The sequence below is a fragment of the Akkermansiaceae bacterium genome (genome assembly GCA_017798145.1).
GTDB lineage: Bacteria > Verrucomicrobiota > Verrucomicrobiia > Verrucomicrobiales > Akkermansiaceae > Luteolibacter.
The window spans coordinates 1493590-1519738 of record CP059069.1; the positions used below are offsets into that span (position 1 = coordinate 1493590).

At 62.4% G+C, this 26149-nt stretch carries 24 protein-coding genes and 1 tRNA gene; 13 read left to right on the forward strand and 12 right to left on the reverse strand.

The genetic code is table 11. From position 1 onward, the window contains the following. The first annotated feature begins 39 nt into the window (after positions 1–39). From HZ994_06410 to hemW, 7 genes are all read left to right on the forward strand, one after another. A complete protein-coding gene (locus tag HZ994_06410) occupies positions 40–1146 on the forward strand; it encodes a hypothetical protein (GenBank protein QTN31975.1) in 1107 nt (368 codons plus the stop codon). Positions 1147–1257: 111 nt separating this feature from the next. Next, positions 1258–2367 carry an alanine dehydrogenase gene (gene ald / locus HZ994_06415; GenBank protein QTN31976.1) on the forward strand — a complete coding sequence of 370 codons (1110 nt, stop codon included), beginning with the start codon at positions 1258–1260 and terminating at the stop codon, positions 2365–2367. 31 nt (positions 2368–2398) lie between these two features. Then, positions 2399–3175: a thiazole synthase gene (locus HZ994_06420; protein QTN31977.1), complete on the forward strand. Its 777-nt coding sequence runs from the start codon at positions 2399–2401 to the stop codon at positions 3173–3175. Beyond that, on the forward strand, positions 3168–3464 hold the full coding sequence (locus tag HZ994_06425; protein QTN31978.1) for an N-acetyltransferase: 297 nt from the start codon (positions 3168–3170) through the stop codon (positions 3462–3464). Before HZ994_06420 ends, HZ994_06425 begins: the two co-directional genes overlap by 8 nt. Before the next feature lie 130 nt (positions 3465–3594). Continuing rightward, positions 3595–3669: transfer RNA gene (locus HZ994_06430), tRNA-Glu, on the forward strand. A gap of 95 nt (positions 3670–3764) precedes the next feature. After that, a complete protein-coding gene (gene panB / locus HZ994_06435; GenBank protein QTN31979.1) occupies positions 3765–4541 on the forward strand; it encodes a 3-methyl-2-oxobutanoate hydroxymethyltransferase in 777 nt (258 codons plus the stop codon). Between the two features lie 68 nt (positions 4542–4609). Further along, complete coding sequence (gene hemW / locus HZ994_06440; protein QTN34334.1) at positions 4610–5752, forward strand: radical SAM family heme chaperone HemW; 1143 nt, start codon at positions 4610–4612, stop codon at positions 5750–5752. A 59-nt stretch (positions 5753–5811) separates the two neighbouring features. Here the strand turns inward: hemW and HZ994_06445 are convergent, their stop codons facing one another. From HZ994_06445 to HZ994_06455, 3 genes are read right to left on the reverse strand one after another with little or no spacing between them, the layout of a single operon-like run. Beyond that, positions 5812–6624: a class I SAM-dependent methyltransferase gene (locus HZ994_06445; GenBank protein ID QTN31980.1), complete on the reverse strand. Its 813-nt coding sequence runs from the start codon at positions 6622–6624 to the stop codon at positions 5812–5814. A gap of 7 nt (positions 6625–6631) precedes the next feature. Beyond that, entirely contained in the window at positions 6632–7849 is a 1218-nt protein-coding gene (locus HZ994_06450) for a glycosyltransferase (GenBank protein ID QTN31981.1), read from the reverse strand. 18 nt (positions 7850–7867) lie between these two features. After that, complete coding sequence (locus HZ994_06455; GenBank protein QTN31982.1) at positions 7868–9460, reverse strand: glycosyltransferase family 39 protein; 1593 nt, start codon at positions 9458–9460, stop codon at positions 7868–7870. 32 nt (positions 9461–9492) lie between these two features. Between HZ994_06455 and HZ994_06460 the strand changes: the two genes are divergently transcribed. After that, the gene (locus tag HZ994_06460; protein QTN31983.1) at positions 9493–10191 is read left to right on the forward strand and encodes a class I SAM-dependent methyltransferase; all 699 of its coding nucleotides are present in this window, start codon (positions 9493–9495) and stop codon (positions 10189–10191) included. 6 nt (positions 10192–10197) lie between these two features. On the opposite strand, the gene HZ994_06465 is transcribed toward HZ994_06460, so the two are convergent. Beyond that, the gene (locus HZ994_06465) at positions 10198–11322 is read right to left on the reverse strand and encodes a glycosyltransferase family 2 protein (GenBank protein ID QTN31984.1); all 1125 of its coding nucleotides are present in this window, start codon (positions 11320–11322) and stop codon (positions 10198–10200) included. A 170-nt stretch (positions 11323–11492) separates the two neighbouring features. Between HZ994_06465 and HZ994_06470 the strand changes: the two genes are divergently transcribed. Next, entirely contained in the window at positions 11493–11738 is a 246-nt protein-coding gene (locus HZ994_06470; GenBank protein ID QTN31985.1) for a hypothetical protein, read from the forward strand. On the opposite strand, the gene HZ994_06475 is transcribed toward HZ994_06470, so the two are convergent. The 3 genes from HZ994_06475 to HZ994_06485 all read right to left on the reverse strand — a co-directional run bounded on the left by HZ994_06475 (position 11735) and on the right by HZ994_06485 (position 14873). Beyond that, on the reverse strand, positions 11735–12832 hold the full coding sequence (locus tag HZ994_06475; protein QTN31986.1) for a hypothetical protein: 1098 nt from the start codon (positions 12830–12832) through the stop codon (positions 11735–11737). The genes HZ994_06470 and HZ994_06475 overlap by 4 nt on opposite strands. 7 nt (positions 12833–12839) lie before the next feature. Next, a complete protein-coding gene (locus tag HZ994_06480) occupies positions 12840–13970 on the reverse strand; it encodes a glycosyltransferase family 2 protein (protein QTN31987.1) in 1131 nt (376 codons plus the stop codon). Between the two features lie 63 nt (positions 13971–14033). Beyond that, on the reverse strand, positions 14034–14873 hold the full coding sequence (locus HZ994_06485; protein ID QTN31988.1) for a hypothetical protein: 840 nt from the start codon (positions 14871–14873) through the stop codon (positions 14034–14036). A 171-nt stretch (positions 14874–15044) separates the two neighbouring features. Here HZ994_06485 and HZ994_06490 point away from each other — a divergent pair, with 171 nt between their 5' ends. The 3 genes from HZ994_06490 (at position 15045) to HZ994_06500 (ending at position 17829) form a co-directional block, all read left to right on the forward strand. Then, positions 15045–16376 (forward strand): UDP-glucose/GDP-mannose dehydrogenase family protein, encoded by a 1332-nt coding sequence (locus tag HZ994_06490; GenBank protein QTN31989.1) that lies wholly within the window; start codon positions 15045–15047, stop codon positions 16374–16376. A gap of 84 nt (positions 16377–16460) precedes the next feature. Next, entirely contained in the window at positions 16461–16670 is a 210-nt protein-coding gene (locus HZ994_06495; GenBank protein ID QTN31990.1) for a type II secretion system protein, read from the forward strand. 34 nt (positions 16671–16704) lie between these two features. Beyond that, entirely contained in the window at positions 16705–17829 is a 1125-nt protein-coding gene (locus tag HZ994_06500) for an endonuclease/exonuclease/phosphatase family protein (GenBank protein QTN31991.1), read from the forward strand. A gap of 40 nt (positions 17830–17869) precedes the next feature. Here HZ994_06500 and HZ994_06505 read toward each other — a convergent pair whose 3' ends face one another. The 3 genes from HZ994_06505 to HZ994_06515 all read right to left on the reverse strand — a co-directional run bounded on the left by HZ994_06505 (position 17870) and on the right by HZ994_06515 (position 21958). Beyond that, positions 17870–19354: an exopolysaccharide biosynthesis polyprenyl glycosylphosphotransferase gene (locus HZ994_06505; GenBank protein ID QTN31992.1), complete on the reverse strand. Its 1485-nt coding sequence runs from the start codon at positions 19352–19354 to the stop codon at positions 17870–17872. A 47-nt stretch (positions 19355–19401) separates the two neighbouring features. After that, positions 19402–21615, reverse strand: coding sequence for a polysaccharide biosynthesis tyrosine autokinase (locus tag HZ994_06510; protein ID QTN31993.1), 2214 nt, complete (start codon positions 21613–21615; stop codon positions 19402–19404). Positions 21616–21682: 67 nt separating this feature from the next. Further along, positions 21683–21958, reverse strand: coding sequence for a hypothetical protein (locus tag HZ994_06515; protein ID QTN31994.1), 276 nt, complete (start codon positions 21956–21958; stop codon positions 21683–21685). A 201-nt stretch (positions 21959–22159) separates the two neighbouring features. Between HZ994_06515 and HZ994_06520 the strand changes: the two genes are divergently transcribed. After that, entirely contained in the window at positions 22160–23341 is a 1182-nt protein-coding gene (locus HZ994_06520) for a glycosyltransferase (protein QTN31995.1), read from the forward strand. A gap of 15 nt (positions 23342–23356) precedes the next feature. Here HZ994_06520 and HZ994_06525 read toward each other — a convergent pair whose 3' ends face one another. Then, entirely contained in the window at positions 23357–24769 is a 1413-nt protein-coding gene (locus HZ994_06525; GenBank protein QTN31996.1) for an O-antigen ligase family protein, read from the reverse strand. 94 nt (positions 24770–24863) lie between these two features. Then, entirely contained in the window at positions 24864–26051 is a 1188-nt protein-coding gene (locus HZ994_06530) for a glycosyltransferase (protein QTN31997.1), read from the reverse strand. Positions 26052–26149 lie beyond the last annotated feature (98 nt).

A 26149-nucleotide genomic window follows, 5' to 3' on the forward strand; every position in this document is an offset into this window, starting at 1 on the left:
CCTTGGCGGGCGGCGCGGCGGATTTAGGCTTCCCTGCAAATGAAAACCATCCACGGAGCCCCCTCCTTCTCCCTCTCAAATGATCTCGTATCCCTGCACCTTACGAAAGACGGGGGGCACCTCGCCCCTGTGCATTTCAAGCTCGCGGAGAGAATGGTGTCACCCTACGCGCTGGCACCGTGGCAGCCGGACGGGATCGATGCAGGCCTGCCGGTATTGCTCAAAAGCCTGCGCGGGGATTTCCTCTGCCTCCCCTTCGGCCCGCAGGAAAACGGCCCGCCCCACGGGGAGACGGCAAACGGGGTTTGGGAGATGGTTTCGGAAACGCAGGGCTCCATCACGCTTGGCATCGATGCGGCGGACATCGGGGCGCGGGTCGAGAAATCCATCGCACTGCGGGATGGCGAGACGGCTCTTTACGTTTCCCATCGCATCCAGGGACTGGAGGGCGACTGGTCCTACGGCACCCATCCCATCCTCGATCTCTCGGCGATGCCGGAGGGCACGGCGCGCGTCAGCGTCTCACCATTCCGCTGGGCATCGGTGTATCCCGAGTGGTTCTCGAATCCCGCCGACGGCGCAAACCAGGCGCTCATGATCGGTGCGGTCTTCTCCGATCTGAGCGAAGTCCCGCTGGCCGATGGCGGCACGGCGGATCTCACCCACGCCCCGGCTCGCCCCGCCACCGACGATCTGGTGATGATGGTCTCCGAAGCTGCGACGGAAGCGCAGCCCTTTGCATGGTCGGCGGTGGTGATGGACGGCTACGTCTGGTTCTCGCTGAAAAACCCCGCCGATTTCCCCGCGACACTTTTCTGGCTCTCCAACGGCGGCCGCTCCGCATCGCCATGGGACGGGCGCCATTCCGGGCGGCTTGGCATCGAGGACGTATGCTCGCATTTCTGCGATTCCGTGGATATCTCCCGAAAAAACCTGCTGCGCAACCTCTCCATCCCCACCGTGCGGGCGTTTTCCAAGAACACACCCGTCACCCTGCACACGATACAGGCGGTCGCGGCGGTGCCGGAGGGCTTCGGGAAAGTCGAGGCCATCACGCCGGACGGAAACCTCGGGCTGACCATCACGGATGAAAATGGTCGCACGATTTCCACTCGGATCCGCTGGGAACATGTCGCGAAGGGCTAGGCATTCCGAACCGCAGCCGTGATTTCATCGTAGGGAGAGCCCTACCTTTATTGAATTGCCACCCCGGAATGGCTGGCATTGCCGGTCATCACGTGTAAGGTCTCACGCAGCATGATCATCGGCATCCCTAGGGAAACAAAGGCACAGGAAAACCGGGTGAGCATGACACCCGGCTCCGTGGTGGAGCTCACCAAGCGCGGCCACCGGGTGCTTGTCCAACGCGGTGCCGGGGAGGGCGCAAGCTACCCGGATGCCCAATACCTGGCCGCAGGCGCAGAGATCGCTGCGGATGCGGCAGCGGTATTCTCCGAGGCGGAAATGATCGTGAAAGTCAAGGAACCCCAGCCCCCGGAAGTGGCCATACTCCGCCCGGGCCAAATCCTATTCACCTACCTCCACCTGGCCGCCAACAAGTCCCTCACGGAAAGCCTCGCCAAGAGCGGCTGCACCGGGATCGCCTACGAGACGGTGGAGGTGAACGGCCACCTGCCCCTCCTGGAACCCATGTCCGAGATCGCCGGACGCATGTCCGCCATCGTCGGCGCCTACCATCTTGCCAAGCATCGCGGCGGGCGCGGCTGCCTGCTCGGCGGCGTGCCGGGCGTCGCACCCGGGCGCGTGGTCATCCTCGGCGGGGGCACCGCTGGCGTGAACGCAGCCCGGGTGGCCCGCGGCATCGGTGCGGATGTCACCATCCTTGAGGTTGATGTCGAGCGGATGCGCTTCCTGGACATCACCATGGAGTGCGCGCGCACCGTTTACTCCAACGAGGCGAACCTCTCCGAGCTGCTCCCCCGCGTCGATCTCATCATAGGAGCCGTCCTTTTGCCCGGCGCGAAGGCGCCCAAGCTCATCACCCGCGAAATGCTGCGCCGCATGACGGAAGGCAGCGTACTTGTGGACATCGCCGTGGATCAGGGAGGCTGCGCGGAAACCACCCGCGCCACAACCCATGAGGATCCCACCTATGTCGAGGAGGGCGTGCTGCATTACTGCGTCGCAAACATGCCAGGTGCCTACTCCCGCACCGCCACCCAGGCGCTCAACAACGTCACCCAACCATGGATCACGCTGATCGCGGAAAAAGGCGTTGCCGGTGCCTGCGCGATCCGCAAGGAATTGCTCGGCGGCATCAACGTCATGGGCGGGAACATCACCTGCAAACCGGTTGCCGAAGCCCACGGCCTCAACTTCGCCGAACCGTCCGAAATCCTTGCCTGAACCACCAAGCCCCCTCCACCAAGCCATCACCATGCTAAACATCGCTGGCAAAGCCTTCGCCTCACGCCTCCTCCTCGGCACCGGAAAATTCCCCTCCAACGAATCCATGCGCGACGCCCTCGCCGCATCCGGCACCGAGATCGTCACCGTCGCGCTCCGCCGCGCCGACCTATCCGGAAACAAGGATCAGTTCGCCAACATCCTCGATTTCGTCGACCCGGAAAAATACCTCCTCCTTGCCAACACCAGTGGAGCCATGAACGCGGAGGAAGCCGTCCGCCTCGCCCGACTCGCCCACTCCGCCGGCCTGCCGAAATGGATCAAACTGGAAATCCACCCCGATCCCACCTACCTGCTCCCCGATCCCATAGAGACCCTCAAGGCCGCCGAAATCCTCGTCAAGGAAGGCTTCACCGTCCTACCCTACATCAACGCCGACCCCGTCCTCGCCAAGCGCCTCCAGGAAGCCGGTTGCGCCACCGTCATGCCCCTCGGCTCCCCGATCGGCTCCAACAAGGGCATCACCACCCGCGACCAGATCGCCATCATCATCGCCCAGGCCACCGTCCCTGTCGTCGTCGATGCCGGCATCGGAGCCCCCTCCCACGCCGCCGAGGCCATGGAACTCGGTGCCGATGCCGTCCTCGTCAACACTGCCATCGCCATCGCCTCCGATCCCGTGAAAATGGCCATCGCCTTCCAACAAGCCGTCGCCGCCGGCCGCACCGCCTTCGAGCTCGGCCTGCCCGAGCCCTCCCAAACAGCCCACCCCACCAGCCCCCTCACGGCGTTTCTGGATCATGCCTGAAAAATCCACCCAGCACCGCGCCACCCATTTCCCAGGCAAACAGCGCTTCGAGCTGCGCTCCGGCTCCGGCGAACCCGCCGTGCTCTCCTACCCGGACAGGGACGAGAACATCGTCATGGATCACACCTATGTCCCCGCCCAGCTCCGCGGCCAGGGCATCGCCGCCGCCATCACGCGCGACGCCCTCCTCGAAGCCCGCCGCCTCGGCTGGAAAATCGTCCCGGATTGTTCCTACGTGGAGACCTTCATCCTCCGCAACCCGGAGTTCGCAGACCTTCTCGCCCGCTGAGATCCCCCCTTCTTCCCATAGCGGGGATCAAGGATTCCCATGGTTCAGGAAATTTTAATGGGTTTATCCTCTAAAAAAACTTGCAACCGATCCGCCCGTCCGCTTTCTTGCCCCCCGCACCGCGACCAACGACCCGTTCGTCTATCGGTTAGGACTCCAGGTTTTCATCCTGGCAAGAAGGGTTCGACTCCCTTACGGGTCGCCATTGTTTTCTAGGAAACGCTGGCATTTCATGGCAAACAGCCTCCGACAAGAGCCTCGCTCCCCGGAGGCTTTTCCATTTACCAATCTTACATCCTTGTGATCCCCCAGGAAAAAGTCGCCGCCATATCAGCCCGCAAAGGCACAGGCGGCATCGCGGCGCTCACATGCTATGATTACCCGATGGCCCGGCTGCTTGATGAGGCGGGTACGGACATTCTGCTCGTCGGCGATTCGCTGGGCATGGTCGTCCTCGGCTTTCCGGACACCACCCACGTCACCCTCGCCCACATCCTGCACCACCTGGAGGCCGTCGCCCGCGCAAAATCCAATGCTCTCGTCATCGCGGATCTCCCGATCAACACCTACGACACCCCGGCTCAGGCATTGGAGACCGCCCGCGCCCTCACCGCCGCCGGAGCCGATGCGGTGAAGCTCGAAGGCGGCATCCGCCAGGCGGAAAAAGTCCGCGCCATCACCGCAGCGGGCATCCCCGTATGCGGACACCTCGGGATGCTCCCACAGCGCGTCCTTCAGGAAGGCGGCTACCGCAAAAAAGGCAAAACCCCGGAACAGACCCGCGAGATCCTCGCCGGTGCAAAAGCCCTCATCGACGCCGGCGTCTTTGCCATCGTCCTGGAATCCGTCACCCCATCCGCCGCCGCGGAAATCACCTCCGCCATCCCCGTCCCCACCATCGGCATCGGCTGTGGAGACGGCACCTGCGACGGGGAAATCGCCGTCATCACCGATCTCCTCGGCTCCTTTCCATGGTTCGTCCCCCCATTCGCGAAACCGGAAACCGATCTCGCATCATCCACCACCGAAGCAGCGAAAAAATACATTGCCCGTGTGCGGCGTGCCGAACGTGATTGACGTGGTGGCAAGATGTCCCCACGTCGGATCGGGACTGCAAGTCCCGGCAACGCATTGAGGCCTAAAGTCTGGAATTTAAAGTTTTGCTCCTCTACGTCCACATACCCTTCTGCCACCGGATCTGCCCGTATTGCTCCTTTTACAAGCACACCCCGGGCGGCACGAAGATCGGCGAGTTCATCCAAGCGCTCGGAAAAGAGGCAATCTGGCGCAGGGATTCCCAATCCCTTTCAGACAACCCGAGCCAATCCAAAGCGATTTCAAATCCCTTCTCCATATACCTTGGGGGCGGCACACCCTCCATGCTTTCACCCAGGCACCTCAACGACCTTTTCGCCTCGCTCAGGGCGGCCTTCGACTTCTCCGAAACCACAGAGATCACCCTTGAGGCAAATCCCGCCACCTTCGACCTGGAAAAAGCCCGGCTCCTCAAATCCCTCGGCGTCACCCGCGTCTCCCTTGGCATCCAGTCCTTCGAACCGCATGTCCTCGAAACCCTCGGCCGCGAACACTCCCCGGAACAGGCCTCGGAATCCGTCCGCATCCTCCGCGAGGCCGGCATACCTTCCATCAACATCGACCTCATGTTCTCCATCCCCGGCCAATCCCTTGCCGATTGGGAACACACCCTGCTCCACGCCATCTCCCTGAAGCCAGACCACATCTCCGCCTACAACCTCACCTACGAGGAGGACACCGCTTTCTTCGAGTCCCTGAAAAACGGCACCTACCAGGAAAACGAGGATCACGACGCCGACCACTACCACCTCGCCGACAAGCTGCTGACCGCTGCGGGATTCGACCACTACGAGACCTCGAACTACGCCCGCCCCGGCCACCACTCTCAGCACAACCAAGGCTACTGGCGCGGCGACGACTATCTCGGCCTCGGCCCCTCCGCCGTCTCCACGCTCGGCGGAGTCCGCCACCGCAACATCCCCGACACCGCCGCCTACATCAGCCAGGTGGGCTCCATCGGCAACGCGATCCACGAAACCGAAACCCTCACGCCCGCCCAGCGCCGCATCGAGCTCATCGCCCTCGGCCTGCGGACGGCGGAAGGCATCCCAAACGAACTGCTGGATCCGCGGTCGCTGGAAAACGCCCGCAACCTTGCCGCCGAAAACCTTCTCATCCTCGGCGCGACCCGCCTCCGCCTCACCCGGCTGGGCCGCCCGCTCGTCGATCCCATCGCCGCAGAGCTCATCTGACCGCACGCGGCCCCCCTTGCGGCGCCACCCATGCCTCCTGGCGGAGTCATGGCCTGGCTTCACCGCCTGCCGACGATCGTGACCGATTTGTAGATGCGCCCGCTGATCGCTTTTCGCAGGCCGGAGGGCAAGATCCCGACAACAGACTCCACCACCTTGTTGATCTCGGCAACGAGCCTTGAAGGCTGGTAGCAGCCCCCCCGGAAAACCCGGACATCTCCAAACCCTGCGGATTTCAATCGATCCTCCAGAGAACGGAACGTCCATTCCTGGAAATGGAAACACACCAACTCATCGCCGAAATAGCGTGAGATGTCGTGCGGGCCTGAGAACCTGTGCGGGGTGTCGAGAACATAGGATCCCCCGGGCTTCAGAAGGCGGTGCACGAGCCGCAGGTGAGGCTCCACATCATCGGGATGGAGGTGCTCTAGGAACTGGTAGCTGAATGCGACATCCGCGACAGCATCCGGCAGATCGACCTGATAACCATCGTAAACCTTGAGGGAAAAATTGTCCGGAACCTCGGCGCCGTCGCCTTGCTGATCGGAAATATCCACCCCGATCACCTTTCCGCACAAGCGGCTGGCCGCATGCGCCAGCCGGCAATCCCCGGGGGCAATCTCAAGCAATGTGGAATCTGTTGTGAGGAAGGGGCGAAGCAGGCGGAGCTGCCCCTCCACCTTGCGGCGGCTGTCCTCAGGGGTTTCGCGACGCACCACCCGGGGATGGTCGGGCACCCGCTCGAAAAGCTCCGTATAGAGCGTCTTGAAGAGCTCGGTGCGTTGGGCAGGGCTTGAGGCGCGCAGCTTCGCCGCAAGTTCCCTCTCCACCTCGTAGTGATGGCGTATTCTCTCTGGTGTTCTCGGTTCCATGATTCTCTTAGGGCTGTTTCACGTTGTTGCAGAGCCGGAGGAAGGTTTCCGTCACCTTGTCCCAGCCGTTCTCCCGGACCAAGCGCTCATGCGCGGCATCCGCGAGGCTCCGCCGCCGACTGATATCCGCAAGCAGGCTCGCAGTGATCTCCGCAAACCCTTCCGCATCGTCGGCGATCTCCAGGTGCACACCCGCCCCAAGCTCCAGCCCCTCCGCCCCGATCTTCGTGGAAACCACCGGCACACCCATCGCCATCGCCTCCAGGATCTTGATGCGCGTCCCGCCCCCGGTGAGCAAAGGCACGACCATCAGGTCGCACCCCTTCAGATACGGCCTGACATCCTCCACCGATCCGGTCACCGTGATCGAGTCATCCTCCTTGGCCAGATCGATCAGCGATTTCGGCGGATTGCGCCCTATCACCATGAAACTCACATCGGGCAGCGCAGCCTTGATGCGCGGATAGATTTCGGCTACGAAATACCTGACCGCCTGGATGTTCGCCAGCCAGTCCATCGATCCGAGAAACCCGATGACACGGCTGTCAGCAAGGATCTCTTTGCGCGGCGAGAAATGTCCGGCGTCCACGCCCGTAGGCACATGCCCAAGGACATTTTCCAGCCCGTAGCGATCCCTCGCGTAGCGCGAATCATCCTCGGAAACGGTGATCACACCGTCAAACAGCAGCGACAGCCGCCTCTCCCATCTCTCGAATCTCATGAACTGGCCCTTGAGGTAAAACCGCTTCACCGGATTGCGGGAGCTTTCCGCAAGCCGTTTCCAGATCATCGCCTCCATGTTGTGCTGGAAAGGATGAGGCGGGACACTTGTCCGCAGATTGCGGAAATTCGTGGCCGGGATCAGGAAGTCGCAGACCACCAGGTCGAAGCGGCCCGCCGGGAGCTGGCCTTCCAGCCAGCGCATCATCGGGACGGACTGGTATTTTTCCAAGGCATACGGGAAGCGGGAAAAAAGGAGATTGCGCAGAAGGGCGATCGGGAAACGCCATGACCGCTTGTTCGTCTCACGCCAAGGCAACCATACCTTTTCGGCCGCATAGGTCGCGGCGCCCTCTTCGGGATGGAGCTCCTGCCCCTCAGCCAGCAGTGCAAGATAGGTGACGCGATGCTGTCTGCCGATCTCCTCAAGCATCGCGTGGGTGCGCTTCTTGCCCCCGCTGTCCAAAGGGAACAGCGGCCCCGATTTCACCCAAAGTATTCTCATAGGCCGGTCGTTCATGCTTCAGTCTGGGAGTTCCGCGATTCTCAGGCGGCTCCGGAGATCCCGCCGCCGCGAGGGCTGCTCCGTCACACGGGGGAACAGGTCGCGCCGGCCCTGGATCGCCTTGCTCACCGCAGCCTGGTGCGGCCACACGGCGGATTCCGGCACCCCTTCATCCACGATGACATGCGTGATCGCCGCAGTTTCCAACAATTCCCACATCTCCTCATCCGTGGAAAAATTCGCCGCATAGCCACGCCCGAGCCAGTCGCTGGTGGAAAGCAGCTTGGTGCCCCTCCGGACCACGATGCGATCTGGCGCCAGGAGCGCCGCTGCCGCCACAACAGCCCCCTCGCCATGCGGGTCGGAACAAACCAACAGCGACACTGGGCCGTCGGACGCCGTGAGCAAGCCGCTCACTGCCTGGGTCTGCCCTTGGAAAACCTTCACCGCAGGTGCCGATGCCTCCCAGATGACCGCCACCGCAATCGCCACGACCAAGGCCGCGGATGGGATGGCCGTATGCCTGGCACACACGGCGGTCGAGATCCGATCCACCGCAGCGAAGGCAAGCAGCAGCACGGCAGGTATCACCGGCAACAGATAACGCCCGTCAAGACCCGATGGCACTGCGCTGTAAAAGACGACCACGGCGGCGGCCAAGGCCCACAGCACCGCCTCGGTCTCCGCAAGAGAATTTCCCCGCCTCACCCTCCACACCGCACACGCCGCAGAGACCGCCGTGAGGACGCACAACGCAACCCCGAGCAATGCCAACGCATTTTTCAGGTAAAAGGGAAATGCCTGGATCAGGTATGAGCCAAGAGGCACCGAGGACATCCCCTCTTCGGTGATGTGTGCGGTCAACGCCAGCCATGGAACCGCAAGGAGAAGGACAGGGAGCGGCGCCAGCCACAGCTTCGGGGCAAGCAGGACACGCCAGCGCGCCGTCAGCAAGATCGCCAGCGGTGGCACCAAGGCCAGCAACAATCCCGATCCCTTGGTCAGGATCGCCGCAGCGGCCAGCAGGCCGAACGCCAGCGACCAGCGCGCCGTGCCGGTTGCGAGGAAACGCGAGAATGCCAGGGCAGACAGCAAGCACAGCAGCACCAGGAGCATGTCGGACATCACGATCGCCGTGTAGGTCTGGACAAGGTGCACCAGAGGGAAGACGGCTGCCGCTGCGACTGCGGCGGGCAAGCTCATCATCCCCCTGCCCGCCGCGAAAACGATCCATGCCGTGGCCGCAGTGAGCAGCGCAGGCAGCAGCAGCACCGCCGTCCTCGTCCGTGAGGGCAGCAGCCACAAGCCCTCGACCACGTAGAAGCCCGGAGGGTAATGGCCGAGAGCCACCTTCGGGAACCGGTCGTAATAATCCTCGGCATATCTCATCGGATGAACTCCCTCCCATACCGGGCCCGCCAGGTAATCGCGCACCATCAGGCCGGTGACAACATGCGCAGCCTCATCGGCATGCCCGCCGAAATCCGATTCGTAGGCCCCGCTGCGCACCTGCAACGCCAGCGTCAGCGCGAGAAGGATGCCGCACACCAGCAGCGAAACCACATGCGAACTTGCATACGGCCGCCTTACGCCCTTAGCTGCGCCGGGCATGGATAATTTTTTTGAAGGGAGATTCTGAAACGATGCGTTCACCGGATGATGAGGATTTTGATGCGAGCGCCGCAAACTATGACGAGCAGCTCCAGAGGGGCTTGTCGATCAGCGGGGAAACCAAGGAATTCTTCGCCGTCGAACGCGTGAAATGGCTCCGACGGCGCTTCGCCCCCATGGATTTCACGGCTGGCAGATGCCTCGATTTCGGCTGTGGCATCGGCACCGCGACACCATACCTGCTCGATGTGCTTGGAGCCACGTCGGTCGTCGGCACGGATCCTTCCGAGGCATCCCTTGAGATCGCACGCAGCGATTGGAAATCGCGGCCGGCCGATTTTGTCCCTGCGGGCCAGATCACCCCGGGCAGCATGGACCTGGCATTCTGCAACGGGGTCTTCCACCACATCGATCCGTCGAACCGTGTTGGGGCGGCCTCACTCGTGTACCGGAGCCTTCGGCCCGGAGGCCTGTTCGCGCTCTGGGAAAACAACCCCTGGAACCCGCTGACACGGCTTTCCATGAGCCGTGTCCCCTTCGACGCGGATGCGATCATGCTCTGGCCGGGCGAAACCCGCCGCCTGCTGGTGCAATGTGGTTTTGAGGTGCTCTTCACGGATTACAAATTCTTTTTCCCACGCCCGCTGGCGGCACTGCGTTTCCTGGAGCCCAGCCTACGCCGTTGCGTGATGGGGGCGCAATATCTCGTATTGGCGCGCAAGCCTTCCTGAGCGCCATCAGGACTCGCCCTTCTTGAAAACATGGATGGCCAAGAGGCCTATCGCCCACAGCCCCGGCACACTCAGGAAATGGACCAGCGGGAAAAGGATCGCCGTCAGGTCCAAGCCCCCGAAGTGAACCATCCCCCACCGCACCGCAATCGCCCCCACACACAGCAACTCAAGCACCAGCAGGCCCAGCAGAAGGAAAAACAGGCTGTCCTCTTCCAGGCTGAGAACCTTGCGGGTGAGGGCGGTGGATCGCTCGTTGCCGCGCAGGAACAGCACGCAGCTGAATACGTAGAGCTGCCCGCCGGTCAGCCCGCCGAGCAGGAACAGCGCCTGCGAGTGCAGGTCGAACACGTTGAAGATCCCTATCTTTATCGGCCCGAAGACCAAGGTCGCCACCTGCAGCAAGGTGCTGGCGGTGAGCAGCAAAAGCCCGACCGACTCGAAAAACTGGGGGCGCTCGGAAAGGATGAAGAGCAGATGGCGCATGCCGTCGCGCCAGGTCTTGAGGTGGGCGATGCGCCCCTCGCGGTGGGGACGCAGACCTGAAGGGATTTCCACCATCCTGGCACCCGCCTTGAGCGCCTTGATCAGGAGCTCCGAGGCGAACTCCATTCCCGAGGAACGGATGCGCCAGGTCTCGTAGGCCTCCCTGCGCACACAGCGGAACCCTGAATTGCAATCGCTCAGCCTGCCCTTGAAAAACAGGTTGATCAGGCCGGTGAGCACCGGCGTCCCAAGGTAATGGTGCAGGAAGGGCATCGCGCCGGGCTGCACCGTCCCTTTCAGCCGCGATGCGATCGCCATATCCCCATCCTCCCTGACCGCCGCCTCATAAAGTTCCAGGCTGTGCTCTAGCATGTAGGTCGCATCGGCATCCGCGAACATCACATAGCGCCCGGCCGCCGCTCCGAAGCCGCCGCGCAAGGCCGCACCATATCCCTTTTCGCTGACCTCCACCACCCTGGCCCCGTTCGCCCTGGCAATCTCGCGGGATTCGTCGGTGCTGCCGTTGTCGGCCACCAGGATTTCATATTCGAGGGAGCCGCCGTCCAGCGATTTCCTCACCTCGGCGATACAGGAGGCAAGGGTTTCCGCCTCGTTGAGGCAGGGGAAAAGGAATGTCAGATCCATGGATCGGTGTTTCTGTGGTGTTAGGATATCAGTTCGCGCAGAGGGTCATCGGTGCCGCTTGCCTTTAACAAGGAGAAAATGGGACATGCGGCATATATCGGGGATTGCGTGTTGCACTAATGCCTGAACTCCTGCTACACATTCCCCCGAACCTCCACATTAACAAAAACATGAATATCCCAGCACCTGCGATCCGCCTGGCCAGAATCATTGGCATTTCCGCCATAGCAGCGGCCGCTCTCGGCCTGTGCAGCTGCGTTTCGCAGAGCGAGAAAGATTTCGCCGCACAACACGGCTACAAGCGTTCCGACTACTTCGGGGCCGGCCAGAACAAGAACTTTGTGCCTGCGGGCGTGCGCCGCCCGGAATACTTCTACAGCGAAAGCGAGCCGCCGATGGGACGCCCCGGGTTTTAGCGGTTCCGCAGGATTTCCGGCCTGCCGTAGATATGGTCCCGGTGGCCGTTCGGATCCCCAGAGTGCCCGTCTTCCGCGGCGTGGATCAGGTTTGCCATCTCGCGGGCCGAAACATAATGTAACCTCACACCTCCCGGCAGCCCGTTTGCCAGAGCTTTGTGGAAACTGTGTGCCGGATCTCCGAGAAGGGCCGGCATGTTGCGCTCCAGGGCCGCGTGGGTGTGGAGCTTCACGAACACCCAGTTCGGGCTGTTTTTCACACAGATGCCCTGGCGCAGCCAGAGGCCGAACCTGCACATGTCCGGAGGGTTCGCTCCGCTCAGCTCGGCATTTTCAATCCGTGGCAGGATGCCCCATTTCCGGCGACCCAGATTGAGCGCCAGCGGCCCCTGGACACAAAGCAGCTGGTCCCGCTCATCCCGGAGCCCGACAGTGCGCCCAACCTCCGCGTGGATCCCCGTGTCATGCGACTTGGGCAGATCCGTCTCCTTGGCGTAGTAGAGGGAGTTCACCGTCCTTGTCTGTGTCGGGTGCGGGGCCGAGGGCATCGTGAAATCCGCATAGCACCCCGCCTCGCGCAGCACCTCCAACTCCCGGTCCACACCGCAGTTGGCTCCGCTCGGATCGGAATTGTCCAAGGCCCAGTTCCCGTGCACGAAGCCGAAACGCGGCGATCCGGATGGATCGCTAGCCAGAAACCCGTGGCTCCGGTAGCGCGCAACGCCCTCCTTCAGGGCCGCTGCGACATCCCCGGCCGTATCGTCCTTGTGATGGAGCTGCACCTCCACCTCGCTCCCGGTTTCCCGGCACAATGCGGCAAGGCGCTCCAGCACTTCAGGGTCATACTGCTCCAGCGGGTAGAAAAACGTCTGCTTGGGAGGCGCACCGTCCGCATCGCGGAACCGCCGGGTGAGCTGTGCGAACTTGTCCTGCCACTCGTCCATCCTGCGCAGCGCCCCCTCACGGTCGGTGCGGTGATACGGCTCGAAATGGTCGGAGACGCAAAGCATGACATCCGTCGGCTGGGAGGGATCGGGATTTTCCGGGCGGCGGAGAAGCCAGGGGAGCAACCATTTTTCGGCGGAGCGCATCATTGGGTTTTCACCAGCCGACCGGAGTTTTTGCAACCCGCGATTTCAAAAACCGCAACAAACCCATGAAACAAAGAATCTGAAGGTAGAGAAAGCCGCCCGGAACACTGAAAACCCTCATCCGCCGGGATGGGCAGGCGATCCCCACGGCCGCGAGGAGATATAGCAGCAGTTGCAAGGCCAGGCTTAGCGCATAGACAGGCGCTGCGGAGGCCAGCAAGGCGTTGCATGAAAAACAAACCGCCAGCAGCAGCGGCACCGCCAACCTGAGATATTTGTGCGAAACAAGCTGCCACCACAGCCGGTTGCGCACGGGGATCAGCCAGCCGGGATGGCGGAATAGCATCTGGAAATTCCCCGCCAGCGTCCGCGTCTTCCGCCGCCGCTCGCTCTCCACCGTCAGCGGCTGCGGATCGTAGGCGCAGGCGGTGGGCTCGAAGAGTATGCGCCCGCCCGCCAGCATAGCCCGCATCGGCACGACAACATCATCCAGCAGCGTATCGGGAGGCAGGGGCTCGTAGCTTTCCGCGCGCAGGGCGTAGATGGCTCCGGTGCAGCCTATGCAAGAGTCGATCCGCGATTCCGACAAGCGGATGAACTTCTCGAGTTTCCAATAGACATCGATCCCCTTCCCCGGCCCGTCGGTCGCAGCCTTGATTTCCAGGCTACCGCTCACCCCGGACACACCGGGATCGGAAAAGTGCGCCACGAGCCGCCGGATTGCATCCGCTTCGAATACCTGCCTCACATCGGCGAACACAAGGATCTCACCCTTCGCCGCGGCGACCCCCCGGTTGAGCCCCTCCGCCTTCCCGCAGCGGGCCGCTTCGATTGTCCGCACCCTCCCGCCTCCGAAGCTCCGGCTGACATCGGCGGTGGAATCATCGCAGCCATCGCAAACCACGATCACCTCAAGCTCCCCGGGATAGCCGTTTTCCAGCAGGTTCCCCAGCTTCGCCGGGATGCGCGCGGCCTCATTGTGGGCGACAATCACCACCGACACCATGGGCCAAACACCGTCGAAACCGCCGCCCCGCTGCCGCTGCGGAAGGATCCGGACGAGCAGCCAAAGCAATAGCGGATAGCCCAGGTTCGCATAGGCTACCAACAACAGACTAAACCAGAAAAAGAACTCGATCATGATCAGCCTCGCGCGGCGGCTCCCCCGCAAGCCCCGCACCATGGCAAAGGGTCTTTGCCGCCGTCAAGGGCCGTCGGGAACGATTGCTTCCGTTTCCCTCAGCAGCCGAACGCCGAGGAGCCGGAACGCCCGCGCGGGCTGGGCTTCCCCCGTATGGAGCACAACCCGCACAAGCCTCCCGTCCCAAGGCTCCGCAGACCATCGCGCAAGCTGCTCCGAGCGCCCGCGAGGAACAGCTACGCTGCCTCTCCACCTGCTACCGCCCGCGCCGTCCATCCTGATCCCGAGTTCAAAAGGGCTCCCTCGATTTTCCGCCTCGATGAGCAGGCCGGCAAAGCCCTCCGTAACAACGCCTCCGGGAACGGTGTAGCGCAGCCCCTCGTAGCTGCCACCCGCCATCTGCACATCCAGCCCGCCGCCGGATCCGGACACGCGCAACCGGGTGCCTCCCTGCGCCTGCCAAAGCCCATCCGCGCTGCCCGCGACCCATAGCTGCGGAAAAGCCTCCCGCTTCTCGCCGGCGGCTTGCATCTCCGCAAGCAACGGCCTCGCCGCAAACAGCATCATCCCGCAGCCGGCGGACAGGAATGCCAGGCGGGCGACAGCGCTGCGCCGGCTGCGGCCTTGCGGTAAAATCACACACCCCAGCAGGATGCCCCCGCAGTCCGCAAGGAAATCCCCCCATGCGGGGTTCCGACCTGTGAAACCCTGTGCCACCTCGGAAGCGACCGCCAGCAGGAGAGCGGCGAGGACGCAGACGGACGGCGAGCGATAGCGCGGCGGCAGGGAAAGCTGCAAAAAACGCAACAACAGGGTGACAAACGCAAACAATGGGACATGCAGCAGGTTGCGCAGGTTCTCCGCGAAAATAACCCCATGCTCCGGGCCTGGAAGCGGAATCACCAGGGAGAAACCCAACACCGACAGCCCGGCCAAAGCAAAACCTCGGAATTTGGTGGCCGATGCAGTTGGTTCCATCCCGGTAGCTGGAGAGACACTCTCCGTGCCTAGGCTAGCCCATTGTGCCGACCTTGGCATTGACTTTCTGAAGGCTATTCCCAAAGTTCGCCGCCCATGACACTTGAGACAATGTCCAACCAGCAGCTTTCCATCAGCGTCTTCGGGCTCGGGTATGTCGGCAGTGTCGTCGCCGCACTCCTTGCCAGCCGCGGCCATTCCGTCATCGGGGTGGATGTCATCCAGTCCAAGGTCGATGCCATGAACGCCGGCCGGGCCACCTTCCACGAGCCGGAACTCGCCGAGCTCACCTCCGGGGCATGGGGACTAAAGCGCCTCCGGGCGACGACCAGCACCGCCGAGGCGATCGCCTCAACGGATGTATCCCTGATCTGCGTCGGCACCCCTTCGACCGCGGCCGGATCCCTCGACCTCACCTTCGTGGAGGAGGTCACCGCCAACATTGCGGACGCACTGCGCAGCAAGCCGGGCAAACACCATCTTGTCTATCGCAGCACCATGCTGCCGGGCTCCACGCGGGGCCTGGTGGAGAAACATCTCAAGGATCTCGTCGATGACGGCGGGCTGGAGGTTTTCTTCTACCCGGAGTTCCTGCGCCAGGGATCTGCCGTCCAGGACATGGTCGAGCCCAGCCTCTCGGTCATCGGGTCTTACCGCAAGGGCGGCGACATCTCCCCGATCAACGAACTCATCGGCCCCCATGCGGACCAAACCGATCTCGAATCCGCAGAACTGATCAAATACGCCTGCAACGCATTCCACGCCTCCAAGGTCGCATTCGCCAACGAGATCGGGCGCATCGCCAAGAGCATCGGCGTGGATGGTGTCGATGTCATGCGGGTGCTCTGCCAGGACACCCGGCTCAACATTTCCACATACTACCTCCGCCCGGGAACGCCTTTCGGGGGATCCTGCTTGCCCAAGGATGTCAGCGCGCTCGCGCAGCTTGCCAGGAACAAGGCGCTAGCGACGCCCATGCTCGAAAGCCTGCTCGCCAGCAACGCGGATCACATGGATCACCTCACCGAGATGGCGGAGCAAGCCGCCGGAAAATCCGGAATCCTGCTGCTAGGGCTTTCGTTCAAGGACCAAACCGACGATCTGCGCGGCAGCGCCGCATTCGAGCTTGCGACCCGCCTCCTGCTGAGGAACCACAAAATCGCGATCTATGACCCCTTGTTGGCGCCGGAAAAATTCACAGGCGCCCTGGAGCGCATCGCCAGCCTCCGTCTCCCTAACCTCGCCTCGCTCATGAAGGACGACCTCGGGACGGCGATCAGCCAGAACCAGACCATCATCGTCTTCAACCGCTGCGCCGGGCTCGAGGATCTACGCCCCCACCTGACCCCGGCCCACCGCATCATCGATGTCACCCGCTGGCCGGAACTGGCCGGACTTCCGGGCGAATACACCGGCATTTGCTGGTAGGCGCGGGATCGCCGCCACAATCCTTGCCGCTTTGGTTGCAACCTCCCCGCTTTCCCGCTAAGAAACAGCCAACAACAACTCACCATGGTCACCACAACCCGGCACCCGCGCCACCCAAGAGCATACACCATCATCGAGAGCCTCGTCGTGCTAACCGTTCTTGCGGTGATCACCATGGTGGTCATCGCGCTGCTGAATCACCGCCAGGAGGCCGCGCAAACATCCGGCGCACCCACCAGCGGCCTGTCCCCAAGCACTCCGCAACCTGCATCCGGCGGGAAAAAAACCGAGTGAGCCCTGATCCGGCAGCGCCACCATGCTTGATGCCTTGCTCGATAGACTCGGAACCGCGCTCAGGGATGCCGGATCGAGGAAACGGTTCCTGCATCGCATCACCCGCATCATCCGCAGGGTGCTCATCGCCCTCACCATCTGCTACGTAGGGCTGCTCTTGCTTTTGCCGGTGCTCGCCGCGTGGATCGGGGAAAGGAACGTCACCCTTGCATTCCTGCTCTACATGCCGCGCGTGATCGCCTTGCTGCCCTTGCCCTTCCTGCTTGCCCCAACCTTGCTCTTCAGCAGGAGGATGGCACTCGTCCAGATCGCCGCCGGGTTGCTCTTCCTGACCTTCGGGATGGGTTTCGAATGGCGCAGGGACACCAGCCGGAAATTCGCAGCCCCCCCCGCCCCATCCGAACTGACGGCGCTCACCTGGAACCGTGGCCAACATGCCAACCAAAGCCTGCAGCCTTTCAAGAACCTTACCAAACCCGATCTCATCGCACTCCAGGAAACATCCGGGCGCTCCAAGCGCTACCTTGCGGACCCCAACTACTCCGAGTTCGGGCACGGGATGGATGTCGGGGAGCATGCGCTTCTCAGCCGCCATCCCATCCTTTCGGGAAATCTCGTCCAGCTTGGGACGGATCTCCAGGACAACACGCCGGCCGCTCGCTTTGTGATCGATTTCCAGGGGAAAGAGGTGGTCGTCTACAGCGTTCACTTCATCACCGCGCGCGACACACTTCTCCACTACCGGAGGGGCGCTTTCCTCTACGGGATACTGGGTATCGTCCCGGGCACCGGGTTTCACAGCAAAATGAAGGACTACCAGGCCTATTGGCTGGAACGCATCCGCACGGCCGAGGCGCTCAAGCGCGAAATCGAGGGCGAATCCCTGCCCACACTCGTCCTTGGCGATTTCAACGCCCCGTCCGGCGGCTACATCCACCGACTCATGTCAGACGGATTGCGGGACTCGCACCAAGCCGCGGGAAGTGGCTGCGGCTACAGCTTCCCGGGAGCAACCCGCAACCCACTCAGCCTCGGCGGCCCGTGGATGCGCATCGATTACATCCTCGCCAGCGATCAATGGGAGGTGCTGGCCAGCCTTGCGGAGGATGGCCGCCCCTCGCAGCACCGCGCCGTCGCGGCAAGGTTCCGGCTGAAATGAATTCAGCCTGAAACCGGCGCGGACATCACCCATCCCGGGACTAGGCGTCAAGAAGCATGGGAAGATTGCATTCAATCCCCACTTCCTTCCGGGCATACTTCAGGCTCTCCTCAAACTCCTCCAGTTTTTCTCCCCGGCGGCGAGACGCACCGCCCAGCAGAACGATCTTGACGGTGTCAAGGATCACGAAGAGATCCATCATCAGCCCCATATGCTTGAGGTAATAGAGATCAAACTCAAGCTTGCGCCTGGCATCCTCCACCGTCGCCCCATAGGGATAACATACCTGGGCCCAGCCGGTCAGGCCCGGATGGATGAGCAGCCTCTCCGAGAAATACGGGATCTCTGCGGATAGTTTCTCGGTAAATTCACGGCGCTCCGGCCTGGGCCCTACGAAGGACATGTCGCCGCGCAGGATATTCCATAGCTGGGGGATCTCATCGATCCTGAACTTTCTCAGGAAACGCCCCGCAAGGGTCACCCGCGGGTCGTTTGCCGTGGCCCACTGCGCGCCGCCGGCCTCCGCATCCACGCACATCGTCCTGAGCTTGAGCACCTCAAAGGGCCGCCCGAAGCGCCCCAGGCGCTCCTGACGGAAGATCAGAGGCCCCGCACCGCCCCAAAAGCGGACGAGCACCATCCCGAGCAAGAGGAACGGAAGCAGCACTGCGCCGATGGAGATGGAGGCAACGATGTCCGTCAGCCTCTTGATCTTGGCGATATAGACATGATCCGGCTGGCTGCATGCGTGCAGCAGCCATTCGTCGTCAATGAGATCCAGCGGGATGGCCTGATACGCCTCCTCACAGGCAAGCGAGGTGGCGGAAATCGATATCCCGCTGTATCGCAGCCGCCTGAGCAGATGCGCCACTTCCGGTTCCCTCAGGCTGTCGGCCGTGCAATAGACCCGGTCAACAAGTGAATTGTCCGCCTGCATCCGGAGATCGTCCAGATCCCCCAGAACCAAAAGCGTGGATTTCGGCTCGTATCCCTTCCTCAGGTAGCAGCCCTGCAGCACGCAATTCCTGAGTTCCATGGAATGCAGGAGCAGGGCTTCCGATTCATCCCCCTCGCTGGAAACGACAACCACGGCCCGCTCCTTGAAGCCATAGCTGATCTTGTGGATGAGCATGTGGTGGAGCCAAACCAAAAGGGTGGCCGGCAGGACACTGAGCAACAGCACGCCACGGCCGACCTTCCAGGAATAATTGATCGAACCGAGGACAAGCAGAACGACGGCCGCCGCAAAAAGGCAACAGACGATCAGGATCGTGCGCCGCCGCAGCCGCAGCCTCAACCCGCCTATGGAGTAAAGGCCACAGATGTAGGCGGCGGCCACCAACCCAAGCGAACTCAGCACGAGGCCCGGGGCATAGTTCGTGACCGCTTCGTGGTACCTTTCCGGATTGCCGAAAAAACGTATCCCCGCACCGGCGAAGAAAGAGCCGATCCAGATCACCATATCCACGACGATGCGCCTCGCCGCGGAAAACTGGTCTTGGCTTTTATGGGTGGAGAGTCGCATGGTTCCGCTTGGTCTGCTGTGGTTTGCCGCAGGGGCGGCCGGTCTTGTCAGGCACGCACGCCCGCAAGCCGTGCAGGCTGGGCCTCGGCGTCCACCTGATCGTAATAAGGGGCCGAGTAATAGTAGTAGTTGTAGTAGTTGCCGATCTTAGACAGATCGACGGCGTTGAGCACGAATCCGAAGAAGTGCGCGTTGGCACGCTCAAGCAGGCTGATCGCGTCCGTCACATCCTTGCGTCCGGTCGTTTCGGCGCGGACAACCAGCACCGTGCCATCAACCACCTGCTGGAGCGAGGTGGTCTCGCTCAGCCCCAGGCAGGGCGGGGCATCGATCACGATGCGGTCGTAGCTGCCGCGGAAATCCTCAAGCAAATCCCTGAAAACCTGCTGGCAAAGCAAATCCGTGGTGCCGGCGATCACCGGGCCGCGGGTGATCACATCGAAGCTCTCCGGGCTGATGCTGGATATCGCCTCCTCCTTGGTGCATTCTCCGAGCAGCAGGCGGGTCATTCCCGGGCTGTTGTCGAGGCCGGTGACTCCATGGACACGGCCGCGCCTGAGGTCTGAATCAATCAGCAGCGTCCTTTCGCCCATCGACTGGAAGGCCCATGCAAGGTTTGTCGCCTGGGTGGTCTTTCCTTCCTGTGGCCGGGCGCTTGTCACCAGCACCACCTGGGACCTGTTCTGGGAATTGGGGTGCAGGATGATGTTGGCACGGATCACCCGGAAGCATTCGAGGAGATAATTGGGCACGCTGGCTCCCTGGGCGGGAGATCTCGCAACATCCTCAAGCACTTCCCTAGGGGTGAGCGGCACGATGCCGATCCCGCGCAGGCCTGTCGCCAGCTCAAGCTGGGGAACGGTGCTCGCAGAGGTATCCATGAGATTGAGGAGGGTGGCGGCACCAAAGGCACCCGCCAGGCCGAGGGCGACGGAGAGGATGGCCAGCTTGCCCTTGTTGGGCGAGATCGGCACATCGTCACGCAAGCTGATGTGCCCCTTGTAGCGGAGCTCCACCCAGTCGAAATCCTCGGCGAATGTGATCGTGGCGAGCTTTTCGGCAAGGCGCTCCCTGGCCTGGTCCCACATCTGCTGCTTGGCGGCGATGGATGCGTAGGCATGTGAGGATTTGCCGACCTGCTCGGTGATGGCATGGTACTCGGGCACCCTCGCCTGCAGCATCTTTTCCTTTTCCTCGAGGCCAGCGTAATTCAGGTCGAACTTCTGCCGCATCATCCTGAACTCGGTTTCCAAGGCGCTTTCGGCGGCGGCCAGCTTGGCCTCCAGGTCTTTCATCACCCGATGTTCCGGCAGATAGATCCCGGCGTTCTGGGCGATCTGGTTGATGATGGTCCTCCTCTCCTTATCGAGCTTGCGCCACGGCTCGATCGGATCCACATCGGACGGACTGATGATATGGGTGGAATCGCCGGAATTTGACCTGACGGTCGTGGTCCTTGTTCCCGAGGACGGGATCACATCCCCCACATTCACATCGGTGTCATCCTCAAAGGAACCGAGCAACGAAAGCAGGGACATCATGTTGCCCATCTTCCCTCCGGGGCCGTCACCTAGGGACGGATCTCCGGGTTTTTCGGGCTGGCTTTCGAGAGTCTCGAGCAAAACCCTGACATCCCTCATCCGCGCCAGGCGCTCGCGCGTCTGGATGAGCTGCTTGGGGATTTCCAGAAGGCTCTTCTGCTCAAGGATCGCCTCGGTGAGGTTCTGGTCGCGCTCCACGGAGGAGAGCGAAGACATCGTTTCGGTGATCTCAGTCTCCAGGCGTTCGACCTGCTCCGCATACCTGAGGAGGGCTTCGTTTCGGTATTCCTCGTAATTTTGCTGCTGGAGGTCTTGATATGCGGAGACCATGGCCTTGGCGAAATCCCTGACCACCGCAGGGTCATGGGCCACGACCGTAAGCTCAAGGCTGCGGCTGTCGATCGGTACGACCACGACGCTCGGGATGATGCGCAGGAGATCCTCGCTGGTGGCCGTCTTGCCGATCAGACCCAGGCTCCTCGCTGCGGCAAGCTGCACGTTCGAGGAGCGGAAGCTGGTGAGGAACGCGCGGTGGAACGTGGACGTCTGGTATGTCTCCGGAATCTCACGGTCGACCATTGGCGCGCCGAATCCGTGCACGCTGAGCAGTGAGGTCGAACGGTATGCCGGAGTGGAATACATGTAGGCAACGATGCCCGCAAGCAAACCCAGCGCGAGCATGAGCAACATGAGCCTCACATGCTTTGCATATGAAAGCACTTGGGAAAAAAGCCTGAGTGGATCAAACTTTGGTTTATTATGGGAAACGCTCATGTGTAATGCTGAATCAGGCTTTGGCCGCAGGGTTTCCGGATGCGACTGTCCTGGATATCTGCCTGTCGAGGCGGCGCGATTGGAAGAAGGGCGCGATGATCTGCCAGTTTCCGGCCAGGAGGCAGCGGAGGGCATATGCAGCCAGACCGAGGATGGGCAAAGCGAGGATGGCAAGGAACCAGGCGACCTTCGCCGCGGTGGCGATGGATAGGCTGCGGACGCTCATGAATGCGGAAATGAGAAGCAGGAGCCATGCCGCAGCAACCCCCCAATAGACCGCAGGATGCATGTTCAGGATCTCTAGGCTAAAAAAACGGATGACAATATCTCTCATAACGGATAGCGAGAGCCAGATGTTCTCTCTAACGTATTCCCTGTCAAGGTTCATGTTCCCCGAAGGCCTCCGGATCCGTGCGTCGGGCTCTTCTGCCGCGTTTCCGGCACCCCGCACCGGCACCGTCCGTCATTCGCGCCACGAGCCGGGAAAACCATGAATGCCACGATTTCCCCTTCTCCCGGCGAGGCCGCAGCCGGGCGCATCCACATCCTGCAGCTGGTTACGTCCCTGGAGCCCGGCGGTTTGGAAAACGGTGTCGTGAACCTCGCAAACGGCCTCGATCCGGCCCGCTTCCGGACAAGCGTGGCCTGCCTGGAGCGGGTGGGGGATTTTGCCGGTAGGCTCGGAGAGGGAATTGGCGTCACCTGCCTGGGCAAAGCCCCGGGATTCCGTTTTTCCGCAGCGCGGATGCTGGCGCGCACGGTTCGCAGCGAGAGCATCGACATCATCCACAGCCACAATCTGGGTCCGCTGATCTACGGAGCGCTCGCCAGCGTGCTGGCAGGTGGCCGTGCCGTGCTGCTTCAGGGGGAGCACGGCCAGCTCCGGCCGGATGAGATGACCGCAAAGCGCAAATGGTTGCGGCAGGCCGGTTACGGGGTCTGCGGCGGCGTCCATGCCGTATCGGGCGGCCTCAGGGACGATCTGGTAAGCCATGGTTTTCCCGGAACCAAGATCCGGGTCATTCTCAACGGTGTGGACTGCGCCCGTTTCACACCAGTATCGGACGAGCGGAGGGCTGCGCTGCGCGGCGACTGGGGGCTATGCGGGGATTCCATCGTGGTTGGCATTGTCGGCCGTTTCGTGGCGCTGAAGGGGCATGAGAGGTTGATCGGGGCGTTCGAACAGCTCGCCCCCGACCATCCCCGCCTCCGGCTGCTCATCGTCGGGGATCACGGCCCGGAGAGGGAGAGGATACTCGGGCGGATCAAGGGCAGTGCGTTTGCCGACAGGATCGCCTGGAGCGGATATCAGCCGGAGACCGTGGATTTTTACCGGATGATGGATCTGCTGGTGGTGCCCTCGGAGAGCGAGGGGCTGTCCAACGTGATGCTGGAATCAATGGCTTGCGGGATCCCCTGCCTGGCCCATCCGGCATGCGGTGCAAGCGAGGTGATAGCAGATGGGGAAAACGGCCTGCTGCGGGACATGTCCACATCTCAGGGACTGGCCTCGGCTCTCGGCGGGATCGCCTTCAATCCATCGCTTTTGGGTGACCTTGGGGTGGCTGCGCGCCAAACCGCAGTCGAGAGGTTCTCGCTGGCCGCCATGATCGCAGGCTACGCCAGCCTTTACGAGGAACTTGTCCGGGACAAACGTGCGCTGGCGCATTGAATGCCCTGCCCGGACTCAGATATTGATCAGGATGTAGTCCCATACCCAGAAGACCAGCGAGGTCAGGGCTATGCAGGCCACCACATCGATCACTCCCAGCCTGTTCCAGAAGGGTTTTTCGGGCGCTTCCGCATCGTCTTTCCGCGTGCTGAATGCGGGGGTTTGCGCACTCGCCACCCGCAAAGGCGGCAAGCCCCCGGAAAGGTTCGCCACGTCCGCTTCCGGGCTGGGATCCGGTGTTTCCTTGGCCAATTCCTCGCCTTTGCGCAACCTGTGGAGAGCCGCAACGGCAGCTATCAGCAGGAAATACTCGGCATGGTATTGCCGGTTTATCATCCACCCGGAGACAGCGGTGGCAAGCAGCAGCACCCCGAGAATCCTCCTGCACCTGTCCTGATCGTCGTCCGCCGGCCGGAACCTGAGCAGGGTGTGTAGCGCACACCAGAGGCCGGCCACATAGATTAGCAGTCCGTAGCGCCCAAGGTCTGCGCCAACCTGCACGTAGCTCGAATGCGTTGCTTTCGGGATGTCATGGATGGTGGTATTCCCTTCCTTCCAGTCGATCAGGGCTACGAATTCCTGCCAGCCGGCCCCGGTTGCCCGCGTCTTGCTGATGCCCCTTGCCATATCCCATGCCAGAAGCCGCCCCTGCACCCCCTCGTCCGAACTGAGATCTCCCATCTGCGACATCCGGGGCAGGAAATTGAGAGCCCCGACCCCCAGCGTGAGCGCCACCACCAAGGCACCGATCTGGACGTATTTCGGCCTGCCTATCACGAATACGCTGACCAAGATGATACCTCCGACCAGGAAGGCTCCTTTGGATTCGGTCTGGTAGACGCACCAGTAGGCCAATCCCGCGCACAAGGGGAAAAGCAGCCACTTGCCGAGGGAGGTTCCACGCCAGAAGAACAGCAGGTAAGAGACCGGGATGGCCACCACGGCGGAGTGTGCGAGGGCGTTCGGGTTGTTGTGCAGCCAGGTTCCAAGGGAAAGCCGCCCCACGAACCGCTCCGTGTAACCCTTTCCTCCGGTGATATCGATCCCATACGGGATCAGGACAGCCATCAGAGCCAGGATCACCAGCGCGATCGTCCACCACCTGAGATATGAAAGCAGCCGCTGCCAGGAATTGAGGGATTGCACGGTGAGGGCATAAAAGGCGACCAAAGGCAGGAATCCTGTCAGAGATGACATCGAGTTCGGCGCAGTGAAAACCACATACACAAGGTATGTGAGCATGACCCAGTCATGAGGGGTTCTCAGCACCCCCGGGAGCGGCGAGGCGAGGGAGCGGTTGGCAAGCAGGACGCCGAGCCAAACCGCGATGATGGGCTTGATGAGGGTCAAGCCGATGAGTCCCGGCATCCAGTCCTGCGGACGCAGGAAGTAGAAAAGCAGGAAAAAAACGGCGAGAACAAATTCCATTAGTGCGCAGGCCGTGACGTTGGGGGTTCTGCGGGGATTTGTGAAGCAAGATATAAGCGATGGGCTGCGGCACTTGCCGGATGCCGGGTGGATGCTACATCCTCACACAGGCCGGAGCCTGGATGGCGGACTCGATGACCTCCGCGTATTTTTTTGCCGCTCCCGCCCAGCTCCAATCGTCGATCCCTGCGGATTGCGGCTCCGTCCCCCCGCCCTCCAGCGCCTCCTCGAGGGCCCCTGCGTAGGCATCCAGATCACCTGTCCCCACCAGCAGCCCCCTGCCCCGGTGTGTCACCAATTCCCCGATGCCGCCCACATCGGTGCTGACAACCCTCAGGCCGCTGGCCATCGCCTCGAGGATCACGTTGGGGAAACCCTCGTTGTGGCTCGAGAGGCAGAGCAAGTCCGCCGCGTTCATCCATCGGGCCACCTCCCGGGGAACCTCGCGCCCGCGCAGATCCACGTTTGTCACGGAATGGGCTGCGGCTACCGCATCCTGCATGGTGGGGCGCAAGGGCCCGTCCCCGATGAGCACCAGCCTGGCAGGGGGCATGCCGCGAGCTGCGCGCCGCCGGTTGAGCTCGGCATGCGCCCGGATCAGGAACATGGGGTTCTTCACGGGCAGGTAGTTGCCCACGAAAAGCAGCACCGGCAGCTGCGGATCGAGACCCAGCTCCCGGCGGGCGCCATCGCGCTCGCGCGGCCGGAAAGTTCCGGTGTCCACGCCGTTGTAGATGACCTTGAGGGAGCCCTCCGCAACGCCCGCTTCCTGCAGGCGGTGCGCCAGGTTGCCGCTGCGGCAGATGACCGCCGAGCTGCGGCTGATCGCGGAAACGATACTGCGTCGCCTCGCCGGGATACGGAGATAGCCATGGGTGTCCGTCCCCTGGGTAACGAGGACGAGGGGCAATCGGTGCCGCCCCGCAAGCCGCGCAACCGCACAACCGTCCGGATAGAGCCAGGAGCAAAGCACCGCCTCCGGCCTGAAATCCTTCACAAGCCTCGCAAAGGCGGGTGCCATCGCCATGGCCATCAGGCGGTCGTTGCACCAGCTTCCCACCTTCGGCACGTACGGGCAGCCCACATAGCGCGGGGAGAAGGCCAGATCCTCCCCCCTGGGAAGGGCTCCCTCCCTCCGCCAGGGCGGCATGGCCGGGCGCGGGCTGAGGACACGGATTTCCCATCCGGAGCCGAGGGAATGCAGCAGGGTGGAGTTGTCCAGCCCGCGGATGGGGTTTGCGGAATCCGGGAAAAGGTTGGATACGAAGAGCAGGCGTTTCATGGTGCTGTGCATTTCCTGGGAAGCCCGCCCGCCCGGCACGGCGGGAAGACGCTTCGGGAATCGAGGCCCGCGGAACGGAGATTGGTTGCCATCGTTCT

What these genes read in the sequence shown, in the direction of transcription:
- HZ994_06460 (QTN31983.1), top strand. Translation starts at nt 9,493, where the DNA reads ATGCGTTCACCGGATGATGAGGATTTTGATGCGAGCGCCGCAAACTAT.
- HZ994_06490 (QTN31989.1), top strand. Translation starts at nt 15,045, where the DNA reads ATGACACTTGAGACAATGTCCAACCAGCAGCTTTCCATCAGCGTCTTC.
- HZ994_06425 (QTN31978.1), top strand. Translation starts at nt 3,168, where the DNA reads ATGCCTGAAAAATCCACCCAGCACCGCGCCACCCATTTCCCAGGCAAA.
- HZ994_06420 (QTN31977.1), top strand. Translation starts at nt 2,399, where the DNA reads ATGCTAAACATCGCTGGCAAAGCCTTCGCCTCACGCCTCCTCCTCGGC.
- HZ994_06515 (QTN31994.1), bottom strand. Translation starts at nt 21,958, where the DNA reads ATGCATCCTGCGGTCTATTGGGGGGTTGCTGCGGCATGGCTCCTGCTT.
- HZ994_06450 (QTN31981.1), bottom strand. Translation starts at nt 7,849, where the DNA reads ATGAGAATACTTTGGGTGAAATCGGGGCCGCTGTTCCCTTTGGACAGC.
- HZ994_06455 (QTN31982.1), bottom strand. Translation starts at nt 9,460, where the DNA reads ATGCCCGGCGCAGCTAAGGGCGTAAGGCGGCCGTATGCAAGTTCGCAT.
- HZ994_06410 (QTN31975.1), top strand. Translation starts at nt 40, where the DNA reads ATGAAAACCATCCACGGAGCCCCCTCCTTCTCCCTCTCAAATGATCTC.
- HZ994_06495 (QTN31990.1), top strand. Translation starts at nt 16,461, where the DNA reads ATGGTCACCACAACCCGGCACCCGCGCCACCCAAGAGCATACACCATC.
- HZ994_06520 (QTN31995.1), top strand. Translation starts at nt 22,160, where the DNA reads ATGAATGCCACGATTTCCCCTTCTCCCGGCGAGGCCGCAGCCGGGCGC.
- HZ994_06475 (QTN31986.1), bottom strand. Translation starts at nt 12,832, where the DNA reads ATGATGCGCTCCGCCGAAAAATGGTTGCTCCCCTGGCTTCTCCGCCGC.
- HZ994_06505 (QTN31992.1), bottom strand. Translation starts at nt 19,354, where the DNA reads ATGCGACTCTCCACCCATAAAAGCCAAGACCAGTTTTCCGCGGCGAGG.
- HZ994_06530 (QTN31997.1), bottom strand. Translation starts at nt 26,051, where the DNA reads ATGAAACGCCTGCTCTTCGTATCCAACCTTTTCCCGGATTCCGCAAAC.
- HZ994_06480 (QTN31987.1), bottom strand. Translation starts at nt 13,970, where the DNA reads ATGATCGAGTTCTTTTTCTGGTTTAGTCTGTTGTTGGTAGCCTATGCG.
- HZ994_06465 (QTN31984.1), bottom strand. Translation starts at nt 11,322, where the DNA reads ATGGATCTGACATTCCTTTTCCCCTGCCTCAACGAGGCGGAAACCCTT.
- ald (QTN31976.1), top strand. Translation starts at nt 1,258, where the DNA reads ATGATCATCGGCATCCCTAGGGAAACAAAGGCACAGGAAAACCGGGTG.
- HZ994_06470 (QTN31985.1), top strand. Translation starts at nt 11,493, where the DNA reads ATGAATATCCCAGCACCTGCGATCCGCCTGGCCAGAATCATTGGCATT.
- HZ994_06525 (QTN31996.1), bottom strand. Translation starts at nt 24,769, where the DNA reads ATGGAATTTGTTCTCGCCGTTTTTTTCCTGCTTTTCTACTTCCTGCGT.
- HZ994_06445 (QTN31980.1), bottom strand. Translation starts at nt 6,624, where the DNA reads ATGGAACCGAGAACACCAGAGAGAATACGCCATCACTACGAGGTGGAG.